This is a genomic window from Amycolatopsis bartoniae (genome assembly GCF_014191255.1).
Lineage (GTDB): Bacteria > Actinomycetota > Actinomycetes > Mycobacteriales > Pseudonocardiaceae > Amycolatopsis_E > Amycolatopsis_E bartoniae.
The window spans coordinates 459498-477217 of record NZ_JACHWH010000001.1 but is presented as its reverse complement, the minus strand read 5'-3'; the positions used below and the strand labels follow the sequence as shown (position 1 = coordinate 477217).

The following is a 17720-nucleotide window of genomic DNA, read 5'->3' as shown; positions in this document are numbered from 1 at the left end:
GCTCCAGGGCTCGATAGCAGTCGGACTCTGGCATCAGTCGGACGGATTCCAGGCTGGCGACGACGCCGTGGCAACGGGGTCGCTGAAGTGCGTGCCTCACGTCGCGATCGACACCGGATGTGCGGACGCAGTGCTTGAAACCGGTGTGACGTGTCGGCTGGATCTAGCTCAAAACCAGTGCTAGGCAAGAATTCTTGCCTCAGTTGCTTATCGCGAGCAATACGGTGGGCGTGAACTCGACATGAACTTCAGAGCTGGTGTTCGGCCGCCACCTGGTGATGCTGGTCGAGTGCGACGAGGGCGCGCTCCTCGCCCCGGAACGCGACTTCGACGTAGAGCGCGTCCACCACCGCGAGGTGGGCCAGCCGGCTGGCCATTGCCTCGACCCGGTAACTGGTCCCCCGGCCACCGGCGATGATCGGGTGGTCGACGAGGCCGGTCAGCGGGCTCTTGGTGAAACTCGTGATCGCGATCGTGCTTGCTTCGCTTTCGCGCGCTGCCGACATCGCCGCCAGGGTTTCCCGCGTCGCACCGGTGTGGCTGATCGCGACGCAGACCCCGCGAGGCCCGAGGTGGCGCGCCGCGAGGTGTTGGGTCAACGCGTCCACCGGAGCGTCGGCCGGGAGGCCGAGCATGCGGAACCGGTAGGCCGCGTCCTGTGCGATCGGGCTGCTCGGCCCGACTCCGACGAGTAGCAGCCGCCCCGCCCCGGCGATCGCCCGAGCCGCGGCGGCGAAGGCCGCGCGGTCGACGGTCGCCAAGCAGTCCGACAACACGGCCGCGCTCGACGCGACGACCTTCTCCAGGACGGTCGAGCTGTCGTCAGCGGCGGAAATGTCGTCGTACACCAGGTCGGCAGCGGGCTGCGTGCCACGGGCGACGAGGCGCTTGACGTCCTGGAACCCGCCGAAGCCCATCCGCTGGCAGGCGCGGACGACAGTGGACTCGGCCACTCCCGCCTCGGCTGCCACCTCGGTGACGGAGAGGTATCCCAGGGTCTGCGCCCGGCCGAGGATGACCTCGCCGACCCGGGCATCCGCAGGACGGAGCGAGGGCACCAAAGCCCGGATCTGACCGAGCACATCCCGCCCGGCGCGGGGCTCCGCCTCCGGCTTCTTGTCTTGAGGAGCGCTCAGCGTCATGGCAAGGATTGTTGCCGAGCAACGGACGAAGGGACAAGATCCAGAGGAAGGACGCTACCGCGCCACACGGCCTCCAGGAAGATGCACGGCACCCGCATCGCCCTGCTTCGAGTGCTTCCTCGAGGCCGAGTGATCTGCCTGACCCCGAACAGCAAGAAGCCCCCTGTCGCCAGGGGGCTTCTCGGTACTGCTGTCTCAACCAGACGCGCGCCCGAAGGGATTCGAACCCCTAACCTTCTGATCCGTAGTCAGATGCTCTATCCGTTGAGCTACGGGCGCTTGTTCAGTTATTAACTTAGCATCCGGCGAACCGGGCGCTGAGCGGAGGCTCCGGGATTTGAACCCGGGAGGGGGGGTTACCCCCAACCGCATTAGCAGTGCGGCGCCATAGACCAGACTAGGCGAAGCCTCCCCGATCAACGACCACTGCCTGAGTAGCGTACACAGCCCCGAAACCGCCCGTAACAGCACCCCCTCGCCACTACGGGCAATCCCACGACCAGCGGAAATCCCGCCTCATCGCCGCAGCAGTCTGCGCAGCCACTGGGACCTGCCGCCGAGACCTTCGGCCTCGAAGACCGCCACCCCGACCCTCGGCAGCTCCCGCACGCCGGGATACACCAGGAACCGGGGCACCCACGCGGGCTGGAACTTCGCGTTGAACCGGTACAGCGTCTCGATCTGGATCCACTTCGACGCCCAGCCCAGCACCTTCGCCGACATGCGCGCTACCGGGCCCGCGCCGATCCGCCTGCCCTCCTCCAGCAGCTTCCGGAACGCCGCGAAGTTCAGGGAGACATACCTCACGCCGTGCTCGGGCGCGCGCAGCAGCAGCTCCGAGATCATCAGCTCGTTCACCCCGTTGTCCGCCGTCCGATCACGCCGCATGACGTCCAGCGACAGGCCCTGCGTCCCCCACGGCACGAACTGCAACAGCCCCCGCACGCGCCCCTCCTGCTCGGCCGTCACCAGCACCGAGCCCGGGTCGCCCATGCGGCCCAGCGCCATCGAAAACCCGCGTTCCGTGTCGCTCCCGCGCCAGGTCGCGGCCAGCGTCTCCAGCTCCGCCAGCTCCTCCGCCGACAGCTCCTCCGTGCGCCGCACGCGCACCTCGTACCCGGCGCGCCTCGTCCGCGACACCGCCTGCCGGACGCCGCGCATCACGCGTCCCTCCAGCGTGAACGTCGACGCGTCGACCACCGCCTCGTCGCCGATCTCCAGCACGTCCAGGTCGAACCGCGCCCACACCGTCGCGCCCAGCTCCGAGCAGCCCATCGCCGCGGGCACCCAGCCGTGCCGCCGGCACACCTCCAGGAACTCCTCGATCGCCCCCGGCCAGGCTTCGCTGTCACCCAGCGGGTCGGCCGACGCGACGGCCGCGCCGGCGATGACGCGGTACGTGACCGCCGCCTTGCCGGACTTCGAGAACACCACGAACTTGTCGTCCCGCAGCGCGAAGTAGCCCAGCGAGTCCCGTTCACCGTTGCGGTCCAGCAGCTCCCGCAGCCGCGCCTTCTCCTCCGCCGTCACGTGCGGCGCCGGTTCGGCCGAGCGCAGCAGGAAGTACGCCGCGACCAGCACCGCGCCGAGCCCGAACAGCAGGCCGACCGACGCGGTCAGGTCGTCCATCCACATCACGTGGAACACCGCGGGCCCGCTGATCCCGATCAGCGCGAGCGCTGCCTCCCCGAGCCTGCTCTGCCAGCCCATCGGCTCGACGAAACTGCGCGGCGCGAACGACAGCAGTGCGAAGTCGATCACCAGACCGGCCACCACGAGCTGCAGGAACACCCGCACCGCGCGCCAGCGCCCGGTCACCGGATCCGGCAACGCGATGAAGTGCCGCCGGTTGGCCAGCAGCGCCACCGCGAGCGCGACCGACACCAGCCCCGCACCCAGCACGTGCCGCAGCCCCAGGTGCGACAACGCCAGCAGCACGCTCGCCGCGAGCGCCAGCTGCCACGCCCGGCGCTTGCGCCGCCGCAGCCCCGACGCGAGCAGGATCAGCAGCACCCCGGTGACCAGTACCACCGCCGCCGCACCCGTCGTCGCGTCCTGCGGCAGCTCCAGCCACTCGGCCACGTGCCCGCGCATCCCCCGGCGCCCGGCGGGCAGCACGACCGACAACACCGCGATCAGCCCGACGAGCCTCGTCGTCCACGTGATCGCCGCCACCGAAGCCGCACCGGTCAGCCGCCACAGCGCGGGTGCGCCGTGTTCCTCGCCGGTCAACGGCCTGCTCACCAACCCAGTCCCCCTCTTGGTCCGCTACCCCTCGGCCAGCTCGACGAACGGCCGCAACGCGTCCGGGTTGGCCAGTGCGTCCCGGCTGACCGCCCTGTCCAGCGCCACACCGGCCAGGATCTTCTTCACCGGAACCTCACACTTCTTACCGTTGAGCGTCCTCGGCACTTCAGCCACCTCGACGAACCGGTCCGGCACGTGCCGGGGCGAAAGCTCCGCCCGCAGCGCCTTCCGCAGCTCCGGTTCGACGTCCGACAGCGCCGCCCCGGGCGCCATCACGACGAAACACAGCAGCTCACCGTTGGTATTCCCCACGCTGGTGGTGTCGATCACGAGTGAGTCCATGATCTCGTCGAAGCTCTCCACGACACGGTAGAACTCCGCCGTGCCCATCCGGACACCGCCACGGTTGAGCGTCGAGTCGCTGCGGCCGTAGATCACCGCCGAGCCGCGTTCGGTGATCCGGATCCAGTCCCCGTGCCGCCACACGCCCGGGTACTGCTCGAAGTACGCCTCGCGCAGCCGCGTGCCGTCCGGGTCGTGCCAGAAGAACACCGGCATCGACGGCATCGGCCGCGTGACGACGAGCTCCCCGACCTCCTCGACGACCTCGTTCCCGTCGTCGTCGAACGCCGTGACCGCGGCCCCGAGCGCCCGGCAGGACAGCTCTCCCAGCCACACCGGCACGTCCGGGGCCGCGCACACGAACGCCGCGCACAGGTCGGTGCCGCCGGACACCGAGCAGATCTGGATGTGCGAGCCCACCTTCTCCCCGAGCCACCGGAAGCCCTCGACGCTCAGCGGCGAGCCCGTGGAGCCGACCGCCCGCAGCGACGACAGGTCGTAGTCCGCGGCCGGGTCGAGGCGCGCCTTGAGGCAGCTCTGCACGTACGGCGCGGAGGTGCCGAAGTACGTGATCTTCTCCCGCTCCGCCAGCCGCCACAGCGCGCCGAGGTCCGGGTGTCCCGGGCTGCCGTCGAACAGCACGATCGTGGTGCCCACGAGCAGCCCGCCGACCAGGAAGTTCCACATCATCCAGCCGGTGGTGGTGAACCAGAAGAAGCGGTCCCCAGGGCCGAGGTCGGACTGCAGCGCCAGCGCCTTGAGGTGCTCGACGACGATGCCGCCGTGCCCGTGCACGATGCCCTTCGGCAGGCCCGTGGTGCCCGACGAGTAGAGCACCCACAGCGGGTGGTCGAACGACACCGGCTCGAACGCCAGCTCCGCCCCGGCGTGCTCGCGCAGCAGCGAATCCCAGTCGAGCGCCCCGTCGAGGGTGCCTTCGCCGGCGTAACCGACGAGCACGGTCGCCGCGAGGGACGGGATCTCCTCGCGCAGCTGGGTCACCGTCGGCCGGACGTCGAAAGACCGTCCATTGTAGACGTACCCGTTGACCGCGATGAGCACCTTCGGCTCGATCTGCGTGAACCGGTCGCGCACCGCCCGCACCCCGAAGTCCGGGGAGCAGGACGACCAGATCGCGCCCAGGCTGGCCGTCGCGAGGAACGCGACGAGGGTCTGCGGGCAGTTCGGCGCCAGCGCGACCACGCGGTCGCCCTTGCCGACGCCGAGCGCCGAGAGCGCGGCCCGCGCCGCGGCGACCTGGGCACGCAGATCCCCGTAGGTGAGGCGGGCGCTCGCGCCGTCCTCACGTGAGTAGATGACGGCGAGCTCTTCGTCCGCCTTCGTCGCCCCGGCGACCCCCCGCGTCAGCGCGTGCTCCGCGTAGTTCAGCGTGCTGCCGGGGAACCACTTCGTGCCCGGCATCTCGTTGCCGTCGAGCACCGCCCGCGGCGGCTCGTGCCAGAGCACCCCGAGGAACTCGGCCAGCCCGCCCCAGAAGCCGGCGAGGTCGGAGACCGAGAACCGCCACAGCTCGTCGTAGTCCGTCGTCAGCACGCCGTGCTGGCTGCGCAGCCACTCCCGGAACGCCTGGATCCTGGTTCCGGCGACCTGCTCCGGGTCGGGTCGCCAGAGGACTTCGGGGATGTCAGCACCGTTGGTCACGGGCCGACCTTACGGTCAGCGCAGGTGCGCGTCGAACCAGTTCAACGTGCGCTGCCAGGCTTCGACCGCCGCCTTCGGGTCGGCGTCGAACCGGTGGTTCGCGCCCGGGTAGCGCACGACGTCGGTGACCACTCCGGACCGCGCGGCCGCGTCCCGCAGCTGCTCCACCTCGGCCGCCGCGGGCTCGTCCCCCGCGTCGCCGTAGATGCCCAGCCACGGACTGCTCAGCTTGCCCGCGGTCTCGACCAGCGCGGGCAGCGCGCTGCCACCCTGCCCGCCGACGCTGACCGCGGCACCGAGCGTGCGGTTCGCCGCGACGACCAACGCCGCCGTGCCGCCGAGGTCGAACCCGACGACACCGATCAGGTCCGGCTGCACGCCGTGGTCGGCGAGCCACGCCAGCGCGATGTCGGTGGCCGCCAGCACGTCCTCCTGCGACGGCTCGCCGTTCAGGTGCGGTGCGACGGCCAGCCAGCCCTCGCTCGCGAGACTGCCGATCAGCAGGCGCACACCGGCGGTGATCCCCTCCGCCTCGTGGAGGACGACCAGCCCGCCGCGCACCACGTTCTCGGGTTCGGCGTACGTCAGCTCGATCGCGCGACCGTCCTCGCGCTCGTGGTGTTCGGTGTGCGTCTGCGTCATCTCCCCACTCAACCACCTGACGGTGAACAGAAGTCAACATGAACTCCCGCTGGAGCCACGGGCTACGGTGACAGCAGCCGCTTTTCGCCCAGAAGGAGCACCAAGATGCCCGTCCAGCCCCGCGCAGACCTCGTTTCGCTCCCCGACTACGTGGCGGGGCGGACAGTGCCGGGCGCGATCAAGCTGTCGAGCAACGAGGTGCCCGACGGGCCGCTGCCGAGCGTGGCGACGGCGATCGCGGAGGCCACCACCAACGTCAACCGCTACCCGGACGCGAGCGTCGGCAAGCTCGCCGCGCGGCTGGCGGCCAAGGTGGACCTCCCGGTCGAGCGGATCGCCGTGGGCTGCGGCTCGGTTTCGCTGTGCCACCAGCTGATGCACGCGATGTGCGAGCCGGGCGAAGAGGTGGTCTACGCCTGGCGGTCGTTCGAGACCTACCCGATCGCCAGCCAGATCGCGCTCGCCACCCAGGTGAAGGTGCCGCTGGACGCGGAGCACGCGCACGACCTGGACGCGATGGCCGACGCCGTCACGCCGAACACCCGAGTCGTCCTCGTGTGCAACCCCAACAACCCGACGGGCACGGCGAAGCGGCGCGCGGAGCTGGACCGGTTCCTCGACCGGATCCCGTCCTCCGTGCTCGTCGTGCTCGACGAGGCGTACCGCGAGTTCGTGAGCGACCCGGAGGTGCCGGACGGTCTCGACTACGTGCGCGCCCGGGACAACGTCGCCGTGCTACGCACCTTCTCGAAGGCGTACGGGCTCGCGGGGCTGCGCGTCGGGTACTTCGTGGGCCCGGCGGAAGTGGCCGCCGCCATCCGCAAGGTGTACGTGCCCTTCAGCGTCAACTCACTCGCGCAGATCGCGGCGATGGCCTCGCTGGACGCCGAGGACGAGCTGCTCGCCCGCTGCGAAACCATTGTGGCGGAACGGGACCGCGTGCGGGCCGAGCTCATCGAGGCCGGCTACGACGTGCCGGACTCGCAGGCGAACTTCGTGTGGCTGCCGCTCGGCGACGCCGCGCTCGACTTCGCCGAGCACACGCTCACCAAGAAGGTCGTGGTGCGCGCGTTCGCCGGGGACGGCGTGCGCGTGACCATCAGCCACCCGGAGGAGAACGACCTGTTCCTGCACGCGGCCCGCAGCTACCGCAACAGGAGCTGAACGATCGCGGCGACGCCGACCACCACGATCACGGCCCGCAGCACGGCGGGCGGCAGGCGCCTGCCGACCTTGGCGCCCAGCTGCCCGCCGAGCGTGGAGCCGACCGCGAGCAGCCCGACGACCGGCCAGCTGATCGGCGCGACGAACGCGTAGACCAGCCCGGCCACCACGTTGACCACGGCCGCGAGCACGTTCTTGATCCCGTTGAGCCGCTGCAGCGGGTCGGTGAGCAGCATGCCCATGAACGCCATGAGCATGACGCCCTGCGCTGCGGTGAAGTAGCCGCCGTAGATGCCGACGAGGAAGATCAGGAACAGCAGCAGCGGGCCGCCGTGCGGCTCGGCCCCCTCGCCGTTCTCCCGCCTCTTCGCGACCCACTGCGACACCTTCGGCTGCACGATCACGAGCACCACCGCGAGCCCGACGAGCACCGGTACCACGGTCTCGAAGGCGTTGGGCGGCAACGACAACAGCAGGATCGTGCCGCAGACTGCACCGAGCAGCGACGGCACGGAGTACCGCGCCACCCGCCGCCCCTGCCCGGTCAGCTCGTGCCGGTAGCCGATCGCGGCGCTGATGGTGCCCGGCGCCAGCCCGATCGCGTTCGACGTGGTCGCCGTCACGGGAGGAAAACCGATCGCGACGAGCACCGGGAAGGTGACCAGGGTCCCCGACCCCACGACCGCATTGATCGCGCCCGCCCACAGGCCCGCGAGCAGCACCAGCAGCGCTTGCCACCACGTCATCGGGGGGATCCACTCCGTGTCATACCCCCATCCAACAGGACGTTTTGCGCCGTTCGCCTCGGGTACCACCCCCGCCATGCGGACGACGGCGTCGCGGCGGCCGGTGGCCGCTCTCGCGGTGGTCGCGGCCCTCGTCTACGTTGACAGCGCACTCTCCGAAGGCTTGGGCGCGACCGGCCGCCGTGACTGATCATCATCGGCGGGCGGAAGTCCCCCGTTCGAGGCATCATGGTGCGCAGCAACATCCGAACTACGGCGAGGTGAAAGTGGCAGACTGGGAACCCCCGCGCCTGCACGCGCACAACGACATCGAGCTCTGGCTCGGTGCCGACCTGGTGCACCTGCCGATCGTCCGGTCCGTGGTGGCGACCATCGCCACCCGCGCGGACTTCGACCTCGACGCCATCGCCGACCTGCGGCTGGCCGTGGACGAGGCGTGCTCGACGCTGATCACCCGCGCGGTCCCCGGCAGCTCCATGCGCTGCCGGTTCACGGTCTCGGACGACGAGCTCCGGTTCACCGGCACGGTGCACTCGGAGAGCGGCAGCTCCCCGAGCACCAAGTCCTTCGGCTGGCGTGTGCTCACCACGCTCACCGACTCCGTCGACACCCATGTGACCCCGAACGGGCAGCAGGGCCACCAGGTGGACATCGAGCTCGCCAAGCGCCGGATCGTCGTCGACGTTCCAGGGGCGGGCGCGTGACCGGCTCGCGAGCCGAGCCCGCAAAGCCCACCTCGTCCAACGAATACGGACACCTCGCTCCGCTGTTCGAAGAACTCGCGACTCTGGGCAAGGACGACCCGCGCCGGGCCGCCCTCCGGGACGAGCTGGTGACCGGGCACCTGCCGCTGGCCGAGCACATCGCGCAGCGCTTCTCCGGCCGCGGTGTCGCGAAGGAGGACCTGGTCCAGGTGGCCACGGTCGGGCTCATCAACGCCGTCGACCGGTTCGACGCGAGCCGCGGGTCGGACTTCCTGTCCTTCGCCGTACCGACGGTGATGGGCGAGGTCCGGCGGCACTTCCGCGACACCGGCTGGCTGGTGCGCGTGCCGCGGCGGCTCAAGGAGCTGCACCTGTCGATCTCGGCCGCGAACACCGAGCTCGCGCAGCGGCTCGGCCGCGCGCCGACGCCGAGCGAGATCGCGGCGCACCTGAACATCAGCCAGGACGAGGTCTTCGAGGGCCTCGAAGCCGGCAACGCGTACCACTCCATGTCACTGGACGAGGTGCTCTCGGGCGACACGGAGAACCTCGCGCTCGGCGACACCCTCGGCGAGGAGGACGCGGCGCTCGAAGGCGTCGAGAACCACGAGGCGCTGCTGCCGCTCATCCAGGAGCTGCCCGAGCGGGAACGCAAGATCCTCGGGCTGCGGTTCGTGCACAACATGACGCAGACCCAGATCGCCGAACGCATCGGCGTGTCCCAGATGCACGTGTCGCGGCTGCTGGCCAGGACGCTCGAACGACTGCGGGACGGGCTCACCGAGCAGGACGAGGACTCCGTCTCCCCCTGACGCACGCGGTTTTCCCGGGTCGATCGGGGGTATCCGTTGATCATGGAAACCGAGGCCGGCTGGCGCGAGCCCATGCTCGCGACGCTGACCCAACGCCGCTTCTCCGGTGAGGACTGGCTGTTCGAGCGGAAGCTGGACGGGGTGCGGGCGATCTGCTCGCGCTCCGGCGGCACGCCGAAGCTGTGGTCGCGCAACCACAACCTCATGAACGACTCGTACCCCGAGCTCGTCGAGGCACTCGCCGCGCACGGCGGGTCGCACTTCGTGGCCGACGGCGAGATCGTCGCGTTCGAGGGCCCGCAGACCAGCTTCGCGCGCCTCCAGCCGCGCATCCACCTCACCGACCGCGACCGCATCGAAGCCAGCGGTGTCCAGGTCTACTACTACCTGTTCGACCTGCTCGTCTTCGACCACTCCGACGTCGGCAGGCTGCCGCTGCGGCAGCGCAAGCAGTTGCTGCGCAACGCGTTCGAGTGGGTCGACCCGTTGCGGTACTCCAACCACCGCAACATCGACGGCGAGAAGTACTACGAGTACGCGTGCGCGCACGGCTGGGAGGGCCTGATCGCCAAGCGCGCGGACGCGCCGTACCACCCTGGCCGCACCTCGGACTGGCTGAAGTTCAAGTGCGTGAAGGACCAGGAGTTCGTGGTCGGCGGGTTCACCAAGCCCGGTGGCTCGCGCAACGGGTTCGGCGCGCTGCTCGTCGGCTACTACGACGAGGGCAGGCTGCGTTACGCGGGCAAGGTCGGCACCGGCTACACCGAGGCGACGCTGCGGGAGCTGTCCGGCACGCTCGCCGAGCTGCGCCGGGACAGCTCCCCGTTCGACGAGGTGGTGCCCGAGCGCGGCCCGAAGTGGGTCGAACCGAAGCTCGTGGTGCAGGTGCGGTTCTCCGAGTGGACCGGCGACGGCAAGCTGCGCCATCCTCGGTTCACCGGGTTGCGCGACGACAAGCCGCCGACCGCGGTGATCCGGGAGGGGTGAGGCCATGGCACGGGCGATCTGGAGCGGCGCGATCAACTTCGGGCTGGTGACCGTGCCCGTCGAGCTGTACAGCGCGACCGAGGACCACACGGTGCACTTCCGCCAGTTCGAGCGCGGCACTTCCGACCGCATCCGGTACCGGCGCGTGAACGAGCGCACCGGCAAGGAGGTCGAGTTCGGCGACATCGTCAAGGGCTACGACCTCGGCGACGGCGAGTACGTGCTGGTGGAGCAGGACGAGCTCGACGAGATCGCGCCGGGGCGGTCGCGGTCCATCGACATCGAGGCGTTCGTCGAGTTGGACGACATCGACCCGATCTTCTTCCAGAAGAGCTACTGGCTGGCGCCGTCGAAGGAGGAGTTCGGCCGCGCGTACGGGCTGCTCGTGCAGGCGATGGACCGCACGAACAAGGCCGGTGTCGCGCGGTTCGTGATGCGCGGCAAGGAGCAGATCGCCGCGATCCGCGCCGGCGAGGACGGTGTGCTGATCCTCGACACCCTGCTGTTCGCCGAAGACCTGCGTGACCCGGCGAAGGAGCTGCGGAAGCTGCCGTCGAAGACCGAGGCGCGCGGCCGCGAGCTGGACATGGCGGTCAGCCTCATCGACTCGATGACCGAGGACTGGCACCCCGAGGACTACCACGACACGTACACCGAGCGGGTGCACAAGCTGATCGACGACAAGAAGGCCGGGCGGAAGGTGTCGGTCGAGGCGCCACCGTCGGAGCCGACGAAGGTCGTCGACCTGTTCGAGGCGTTGTCGCGCAGCGTGGAGAGCCGCAAGGGCGGCCGGAAGAAGGCGTCTTCGTCGGGTTCGTCGAAGAAGAAGGCGCCGGACCTGTCCGGGCTGAGCAAGGCGGAGCTGGACAAGATGGCCCGCGAGCTCGACGTCAAGGGGCGGTCGAAGATGTCGCGGGCGGAGCTGGAGAAGGCGGTCGGCGAGGCGCAGGGCTCGCGCAAGCGGGCTTCCTGAATACGATCACGCAGTGCTCCGGCTCACCCGATTCACGCGGCTGCGCGTCGCGCTGCGCACGGCGCTCGGTTTCGTGGTCCTCGGCGTCGGGTCGAGCGTGTGCGGCGCGGCGGCGGTCGCGCTGCTGCTCGTGCTGCAAGGGCTGCCCGCCGACATGGGGGCGCACAACCTGACGTTCGTGCTGCTCGCCGCGGGTTACGTGGCGGTGGCGGTGGTCGTCGGTTCGCTGTGGACGGCGTTCCTGCACCGGCGCACGGCGCTGTGGTTCGCCGAAGGCCGCCGCCCGACGCCGGAGGAGGCCAAGCGGGCGTTGCGTCTGCCCTTGCACCTGGCGCTGATCAGCGGCGCGTTGTGGCTGGGCGGGACGCTGCTGCTGGGCGGGATGGCCGCGCTGTTAGCGACCTGGATGTACGCATACGGCGTCACGGTGGCGATCGGGGCGGGTGGGCTGCTCACGGTCGGGTTGGTGTACCTGGCCGCGGAGTGGGTGGCGCGGCCGATCCTGACGGTCGCGCTGGAGGTGACGCCGCCGGACCAGATCACGTCGGTGACCGTGTTGTGGCGGCTGGTGCTGACGTGGGCCGTGGCGAGTGGTGTGCCGCTGCTGGGTGTGCTGATCCTGACGGCGCCGCCGGATCTGGGGCACGCGAACGACAAGGCAAGCCTGATCATGCTGGCGATCGTCGGGCTGCTGACGGGCGCGGTGGGGACGGGTCTGCTGGCGCGGGCGGTGGCGGCCCCGTTGCGGCGGTTGCGGGTGGCACTGGAGATGGTGGCGCGGGGGCGGCGGGACGTCGAGGTGCAGGTCGACGACGCGAGCGAGATCGGGCAGTTGCAGGTCTCGGTGAACAGCATGGTCGCCGGATTGCGGGAGCGGGACCGCATGCGGGACCTGTTCGGCAGGCACGTGGGCGACGACGTGGCGCGGCACGCGTTGGAGCACGGGATCTCGCTGTCGGGGGACGTGCGCGAGGTGACGGCGTTGTTCGTGGACGTGGTGGACTCGACGGCGCTGGCGTACCGGACGTCGCCGGAGGAGATCGTCCGCAAGCTGAACCGGTTGTTCGCCAGCGTGGTCTCCGCGGTGGACGCGAGAGGCGGCCTGGTGAACAAGTTCCAGGGCGATGCGGCGCTGTGCGTGTTCGGCGCCCCGACCCGCCTGGCGCACCCGGAGACGGTGGCGCTGTCGGCGGCACGGGCGATCCGGGACGAGGTCCTGGAGGCGGGCGAGCTGGACCTGGGCATCGGGGTCGCGTGCGGCCTGGTGTTCGCGGGCCAGCTGGGCGCCCGAAGCCGCCTGGAGTACACGGTGATCGGCGACGCGGTCAACGAAGCGGCCCGCTTGACGGAACACGCGAAGAAGGTGCCGGGCCGAATCCTGGCGAGCGAAGCCGTGGTGACGTCGGCGTCCGCAGGAGAGCAGGAACACTGGACGCGACACCGCACGATAGAGCTGAGAGGCCGCCAAGCCCCGACCACCACGTGGACGGCTTGAGGGTTTTCGTTGCCCTCGCCGCTGGCGGTCGCTTCGGTGCTGCAGCGCCCTCGCCGCCGCCGTGGTCAGTCCGGTCTCACAACGCCCGATCGACCACCCCAAGCCCCGGCAACGGCGGGCACCCGGTCTCCCCGCAACCCCACCGGCTTCGCGAAGGCACCCGGCTCCACCGAGGCACTACCCCGGTTTCACATCCGGCCACGTGAGCAGCGTCGAACCCCACGTCAACCCCGCCCCGAAGGCCGCCATCAGCACCCGGTGCCCCGGCACGAGACTGCCGTCCTCGCAGGCATCCGCGAGGGCGAGCGGGATCGACGCGGCGCTGGTGTTGCCGGTGTGCCCGATGTTCGCCACCACCCGGTCCTCCGGCAGCCCGAGCTGCTTCGCCGTCGCGTGCAGGATGCGGAGGTTCGCCTGGTGCCCGACGAAGCGGTCCACCTCACTGACGTCGAGCCCCGCGCGCTCGAGCACCGTGCGCGCCGACTCGGCCATCCGCGCGCACGCGTGCCGGTACACCGCGGTGCCCTGCATGCTCAGGAAGTGGTCGTGCCGGTCCGCCGACTCGCGCTGCCGGGCACCGCCGGCGGGCACGATCAGCAGTTCCGCGAGCTCGCCGTCGCTGTGGAGGTCGAACGGTCCGATCGCGCCCGGCTCGTCGGCCGAGCCCGCCCGCAGCACGACCGCACCCGCGCCGTCACCGAAGATCGGCACGGTCGAACGGTCGTCCGGATCGCACATTCGGCTGAACACGTCGGCGCCGATGACGAGCACCCGCCCGGCCACGCCCGCCGCGATCAGCCCACCCGCCGTCGCCAGCGCGTAGACGAACCCGCTGCACACGGCGTTCACGTCCAGCGCGGCGACACCGTTCAGCCCCAGCCCCGACGCCACCTGCGGCGCGCTCGCCGGGCACAGGTGGTCGGCCGTGGAGGTCGCCAGCACGAGGGCGTCCACGACGTCGGACCCCGCGCTCCGCAGGGCGTTGGCGCCGGCCTGCACGGCAAGGTCCACAGTGGACATCTCGGGATCGGCCACGCGGCGCTCGCGGATACCCGTCCGGGTACGGATCCACTCGTCGGAGGTGTCCAGTCGCCGCGAAAGTTCGTGGTTGTCCACCACTCGCGGGGGCAGCCAGGCGCCGAGCCCGGCGAGAACCGCGGAGTGCGCCTTCTGCATGCCCTCACTTGTAGGGCTTACCCCTCGGTAGACCGGTGAGTTGTGTTCCAGGTCACTGTCACTGCGCCCGAAAGGACTACGACCTCGGAAAACGGTACGGCCGGAACTGTCGGTGGGGCTGTCTACGCTGGCGGTCGCGCAGGTGCTTGCAATCGGTGAGGGGATCACCACTTGAAGTCATCCGAACCTGTCGGAGCTCCTCCCACGCGCGCCGGCGCTTCGCAGAGCTGACCCCTTCCCGGCTCGCGACTCGGGCCCGGGAGTTGCTCGCAGAACGGCCGTGCACCGGAAGCGAACTGGGCAAGCTGCTCGCCAAGCGGTACCCGGACCTCAGCCGACTGCTCTCGCCACGCCGCGCGGAACTTTCACCGGTGGGGAGCCGAGACGAACCTGGAGATCGTGCCCTTCCAACGCGTCTCCACAAAGGACAGGGCCGCGCTGGAGAGCTCAGGCAGGCTGCTGTTGTAGTTCGCCACGCCGGGTGCGGTCGGTCGGGTGTGCTTCTCCGAACTTGCGCAATCAGTCTTCTGATCTGCACTTTGTGGCTACGATGCGAAGGTGCCCGTCGCCGAACTCGATCCCCTCGACCAAGCCATTCTCAGCAGATTGCAAGTTGACTCGCGCACGATCGCCGAGTCGATCGGCGCGCAGGTCGGTCTGTCGGCCGCGGCCGTGCAGCGGCGGATCAAACGACTGAGGGAGACGGGGGTGATTGCCGGCGAGGTGGCGGTCATCGAGCCGCGGGCGGTCGGCGTGGACATGACGTTCATCGTCGACGTCGAGATGGAGCGCGAGCGGATCGAGGTGCTCGACGCGTTCCGCAAGCAGGTGCAGGCCGATCCGGCGGTGCAGCAGTGCTACTACGTCACGGGCTCGGCGGACTTCGTGCTGGTGGTCATGTGCCGGGACATGGCGGAGTTCGAGGCGTTCACCAGGCGCGCGTTCTTCGACAACGGCGAGGTCCGGCACTTCACCACCAGCGTCGTGATGGATCGGGTGAAGGTCGGCCTGACGGTTCCCCTGAACGGCGGCTGATCATTAATTCCCGACGTGTTACACGTTACGGTCGATTGCACCGGATCGCGTGAAAGTCTTTCAAGACGCATCATTTTCGGCCCTCGCCACCATCTCACGTCTGTCCGAACGGTTCGCGCCACCGGCGCGGGCCACGACTCGTGAGGAGTGGCACGTGAGCACCGAAGCCGTCAACCAGAGCCAGTTCGTCACCCTGAACGGCTCGCCCGCCCCCGTCCTGTCTCGACTGTCCTATGTGGGCGATGAGCCGTTCGCCGTCAACATCGCGTTCCGCACCGAGCGGGGTCGCTGGGTGGAGTGGACGTTCGCCCGTGACCTGCTCGTGCAGGGCTTGTCCGAGCCGAGCGGCCTGGGCGACGTGCGGGTGCGCCCGGACCTGGCGAACGACGACGACCTGCTGATCCTCGAGATCGAGTCACCGGATGGTTACGCTCTGGTGGAAATGGAGCGCGAGGACGTCGAGCGGTTCCTGGACGCCGCGTCCGAGGTCGTGCCCATCGGCGCCGAGAGCGAGCACTTCGACGTCGACGCGTTCATCGACGAGATCACGAACGTCTGACCTGCCCGGCAGGTCGCGGCTCCGCTGAGGGTCGTGGCCCTTATGGTCAGTCCGATGGAGCCGAACGAGGGGTCGATGCCGCAGTGGCGCGCCCCGACGAAGGGCGAGCACCGCTGGCGGGCGGTGGCGGTTGTCGTGGCCACGGTCGCGCTCCAGCTGCTGTTGCCCAACGAGCTGGTGATCCGTCCCTGGTGGCTGTTGCCGGCGGTCACGGGACTGCTCGTGATCGCGCTGCTCATCGTCAATCCCGGGCGGGTCAGCAAGCGCTCGCCGTTGGATCGCACCATCGCGCTGTGCATCGTGGCGGTCGTGAGCGTGGCCAACGCCGCGTCCGCTGTTCAGTTGGTGGACGGCATCATCGGCGGTTCGATCGCCGATCGCCCCGGCTCGGTGCTCGCGAGCGCGGGCATCGTCTACTGGAGCAACATCGTCGCCTTCTCACTCTGGTACTGGGAGTTCGACCGAGGCGGCCCAGGCCGACGAGCCACCGGCGACTCGCGGTTCCCGGACTTCCTGTTCCCGCAGATGACGTCGCCGGAGTTCACGAGCAGGAACTGGCGCCCCACCTACCCTGACTACCTCTACCTGTCCTTCACCAACTCGACGGCCTTCAGCCCCACGGACGTCATGCCGCTCCGTCCTTGGGCGAAGATGACCATGATGCTGCAGTCGGCCATCTCACTCGTGATCGCGCTGCTCGTGATCGCCTGGGCAGTCGGCTCCCTCAAGTCCTGAGCTTTGACCGTTCCCTCGGGCTTTCGGCAGGGTTCCTGCACCCCCGGATCGCGCCCCCGGAGTCTCCCCTACCGACGGTGTCGCGTAGCCCGAACTTCGGACTCACCGCCGAGCGGCAATCCGGAGCGGACTACGCCCCACGCATCCCTCGTTCGGAACACCGCTGACCACCCCGCGAGTGCTGACCCCTCACCACCCACGGGTGCTTGAACGCTCACCACCCGCCATTGCCTGAACGCTCACCATCCACGAGTGCTTGAACGCCCACGGGTGCTGAACGCTGATCACACCCCGCAAGTACTGACGCTCAACGCCCGACGAGGCCGAAGTCGCGGTTGCTGCGGTAGACCTGCCCGGCATCCCACGGCGCCTGCCACGGCCCCAGGATCTGCTCGAGCTCTTCGGCCATGGTGCCCATCGGGCTCTGGTTCGAAGCCGAGCCGCCGCCCGCGGTGTCAGCACGCCCCGCACCCGTCGAACTGGCCGCGGTGGTCTTCTCAGTGGTCCTGGTGGTCCGCTTGGTGCTGGGAACCACCTGCTTCTTGCGTTCGGTCGGCGCGGTGGAAGTCGGCGCCGCTGGAGTGACGGGCTGCGGGGTGGTCACCGGCGGCGGCGCAGGCTTGGTGCCGCCCTGTCCCTGGTCGGAGACCGCGCCCACGGCCAACGCGGGAGCCTGTTCGGGCTCGTGGTGCCCGAACGTCCCGCCACCGATCCAGCCGACTACCAGGAACAGGGCGGCTGCACAGGTGAAGACGAGGTGCCGGCGCCGGGCTGCCGGCCGTTGTGGCTGAGAATCGGTGACCAGCACCGACGGTGTGGACTCCACCGGCTTCGGTTCCTCGGTCGCGGGCGGCGCACTGGCGGCGACGATGCCGGTGCGGTCGGCCCGCTGAATCGCCGTCACGATGTCACCGGGCCTGCTGCGCAGATCCGCGTGCGCCATCAAATCCTCCAGGGCCACCATCCGACTGCTTCGACACCTTGTCGCGAGCCCGACCGTCACTCGACCGCAGTCCTACTCACTCAAGGCGCGCCCGAAGCTACCAGCGCAATGCCTGGACCGATGGTGAAAGACTCTCGGTTTCACCATCCAGACTGAAGAACAACTCTATCGGGTGATGCGACTCCGTCCGTTTCACGCAGAGAGTAACTACGCGCTCCGTCCACCGCGGTTGGTTACTGACCCGTTTCTCTTCCTTTCTCGCCGACCTCCCACATCCATGCCGCGATGCCCACCCTGTTGCGGACTCCCAGCTTCCGCCCCCAGCGCCTCAACACGTGCTGTGAGTCCGGCAAGCC

General features: G+C 69.6%; 16 protein-coding genes and 2 tRNA genes. 9 read left to right on the top strand and 9 right to left on the bottom strand.

Going from position 1 to position 17720, the window contains the following annotated elements:
* Positions 1–248 precede the first annotated feature (248 nt).
* The 6 genes from FHX82_RS02400 to FHX82_RS02375 form a co-directional block, all read right to left on the bottom strand.
* Positions 249–1142 carry a MurR/RpiR family transcriptional regulator gene (locus tag FHX82_RS02400; protein ID WP_145938445.1) on the bottom strand — a complete coding sequence of 298 codons (894 nt, stop codon included), beginning with the start codon at positions 1140–1142 and terminating at the stop codon, positions 249–251.
* Positions 1143–1348: 206 nt separating this feature from the next.
* Positions 1349–1421 (bottom strand) — tRNA-Arg (locus tag FHX82_RS02395).
* 43 nt (positions 1422–1464) lie between these two features.
* Positions 1465–1554 (bottom strand) — tRNA-Ser (locus FHX82_RS02390).
* Positions 1555–1658: 104 nt separating this feature from the next.
* Positions 1659–3335, bottom strand: a complete 1677-nt coding sequence (locus FHX82_RS02385) for a phosphatidylglycerol lysyltransferase domain-containing protein (protein WP_145938455.1) — start codon at positions 3333–3335, stop codon at positions 1659–1661.
* Positions 3336–3410: 75 nt separating this feature from the next.
* On the bottom strand, positions 3411–5393 hold the full coding sequence (locus FHX82_RS02380) for an acetoacetate--CoA ligase (RefSeq protein ID WP_145938446.1): 1983 nt from the start codon (positions 5391–5393) through the stop codon (positions 3411–3413).
* Positions 5394–5408: 15 nt separating this feature from the next.
* Positions 5409–6035, bottom strand: a complete 627-nt coding sequence (locus FHX82_RS02375) for a dienelactone hydrolase family protein (RefSeq protein WP_145938447.1) — start codon at positions 6033–6035, stop codon at positions 5409–5411.
* 105 nt (positions 6036–6140) lie between these two features.
* Here FHX82_RS02375 and hisC point away from each other — a divergent pair, with 105 nt between their 5' ends.
* Positions 6141–7199: a histidinol-phosphate transaminase gene (gene hisC / locus FHX82_RS02370; protein ID WP_145938448.1), complete on the top strand. Its 1059-nt coding sequence runs from the start codon at positions 6141–6143 to the stop codon at positions 7197–7199.
* On the opposite strand, the gene FHX82_RS02365 is transcribed toward hisC, so the two are convergent.
* Positions 7181–7945, bottom strand: coding sequence for a sulfite exporter TauE/SafE family protein (locus FHX82_RS02365; RefSeq protein WP_145938449.1), 765 nt, complete (start codon positions 7943–7945; stop codon positions 7181–7183). The two genes, hisC and FHX82_RS02365, sit on opposite strands and share 19 nt — an antisense overlap.
* Positions 7946–8211: 266 nt before the next feature.
* On the opposite strand from FHX82_RS02365, the gene FHX82_RS02360 reads away from it, so the two are divergent.
* The 5 genes from FHX82_RS02360 to FHX82_RS02340 are packed head-to-tail and all read left to right on the top strand — an operon-like array spanning position 8212 to position 12916.
* On the top strand, positions 8212–8649 hold the full coding sequence (locus tag FHX82_RS02360) for an ATP-binding protein (RefSeq protein WP_145938450.1): 438 nt from the start codon (positions 8212–8214) through the stop codon (positions 8647–8649).
* Complete coding sequence (locus FHX82_RS02355; RefSeq protein ID WP_145938451.1) at positions 8646–9461, top strand: SigB/SigF/SigG family RNA polymerase sigma factor; 816 nt, start codon at positions 8646–8648, stop codon at positions 9459–9461. The genes FHX82_RS02360 and FHX82_RS02355 overlap by 4 nt, the downstream gene beginning before the upstream one ends.
* Before the next feature lie 42 nt (positions 9462–9503).
* Complete coding sequence (gene ligD / locus FHX82_RS02350) at positions 9504–10448, top strand: non-homologous end-joining DNA ligase (protein ID WP_229880815.1); 945 nt, start codon at positions 9504–9506, stop codon at positions 10446–10448.
* Between the two features lie 4 nt (positions 10449–10452).
* Positions 10453–11421, top strand: coding sequence for a non-homologous end joining protein Ku (gene ku, locus FHX82_RS02345; protein WP_145938452.1), 969 nt, complete (start codon positions 10453–10455; stop codon positions 11419–11421).
* 13 nt (positions 11422–11434) lie between these two features.
* Positions 11435–12916, top strand: a complete 1482-nt coding sequence (locus tag FHX82_RS02340; protein ID WP_183176433.1) for an adenylate/guanylate cyclase domain-containing protein — start codon at positions 11435–11437, stop codon at positions 12914–12916.
* Between the two features lie 177 nt (positions 12917–13093).
* Here FHX82_RS02340 and FHX82_RS02335 read toward each other — a convergent pair whose 3' ends face one another.
* Positions 13094–14092: a beta-ketoacyl-ACP synthase III gene (locus tag FHX82_RS02335; protein WP_145936029.1), complete on the bottom strand. Its 999-nt coding sequence runs from the start codon at positions 14090–14092 to the stop codon at positions 13094–13096.
* Positions 14093–14650: 558 nt separating this feature from the next.
* Here FHX82_RS02335 and FHX82_RS02330 point away from each other — a divergent pair.
* From FHX82_RS02330 to FHX82_RS02320, 3 genes are all read left to right on the top strand, one after another.
* Positions 14651–15127, top strand: coding sequence for an Lrp/AsnC family transcriptional regulator (locus FHX82_RS02330; RefSeq protein ID WP_145936030.1), 477 nt, complete (start codon positions 14651–14653; stop codon positions 15125–15127).
* A 154-nt stretch (positions 15128–15281) separates the two neighbouring features.
* Complete coding sequence (locus FHX82_RS02325) at positions 15282–15686, top strand: SsgA family sporulation/cell division regulator (protein ID WP_145936031.1); 405 nt, start codon at positions 15282–15284, stop codon at positions 15684–15686.
* 54 nt (positions 15687–15740) lie between these two features.
* Entirely contained in the window at positions 15741–16421 is a 681-nt protein-coding gene (locus FHX82_RS02320; RefSeq protein WP_229880813.1) for a hypothetical protein, read from the top strand.
* A 307-nt stretch (positions 16422–16728) separates the two neighbouring features.
* Here FHX82_RS02320 and FHX82_RS02315 read toward each other — a convergent pair whose 3' ends face one another.
* Positions 16729–17385 (bottom strand): hypothetical protein, encoded by a 657-nt coding sequence (locus tag FHX82_RS02315; protein ID WP_145936032.1) that lies wholly within the window; start codon positions 17383–17385, stop codon positions 16729–16731.
* Between the last annotated feature and the right edge of the window lie 335 nt (positions 17386–17720).

Coding starts and splice junctions, on each gene's coding strand:
- FHX82_RS02400 (WP_145938445.1), bottom strand. CDS start 1,142: ATGACGCTGAGCGCTCCTCAAGACAAGAAGCCGGAGGCGGAGCCCCGC.
- FHX82_RS02375 (WP_145938447.1), bottom strand. CDS start 6,035: ATGACGCAGACGCACACCGAACACCACGAGCGCGAGGACGGTCGCGCG.
- hisC (WP_145938448.1), top strand. CDS start 6,141: ATGCCCGTCCAGCCCCGCGCAGACCTCGTTTCGCTCCCCGACTACGTG.
- FHX82_RS02365 (WP_145938449.1), bottom strand. CDS start 7,945: ATGACGTGGTGGCAAGCGCTGCTGGTGCTGCTCGCGGGCCTGTGGGCG.
- ligD (WP_229880815.1), top strand. CDS start 9,504: ATGGAAACCGAGGCCGGCTGGCGCGAGCCCATGCTCGCGACGCTGACC.
- ku (WP_145938452.1), top strand. CDS start 10,453: ATGGCACGGGCGATCTGGAGCGGCGCGATCAACTTCGGGCTGGTGACC.
- FHX82_RS02335 (WP_145936029.1), bottom strand. CDS start 14,092: ATGCAGAAGGCGCACTCCGCGGTTCTCGCCGGGCTCGGCGCCTGGCTG.
- FHX82_RS02320 (WP_229880813.1), top strand. CDS start 15,741: ATGGAGCCGAACGAGGGGTCGATGCCGCAGTGGCGCGCCCCGACGAAG.
- FHX82_RS02315 (WP_145936032.1), bottom strand. CDS start 17,385: ATGGTGGCCCTGGAGGATTTGATGGCGCACGCGGATCTGCGCAGCAGG.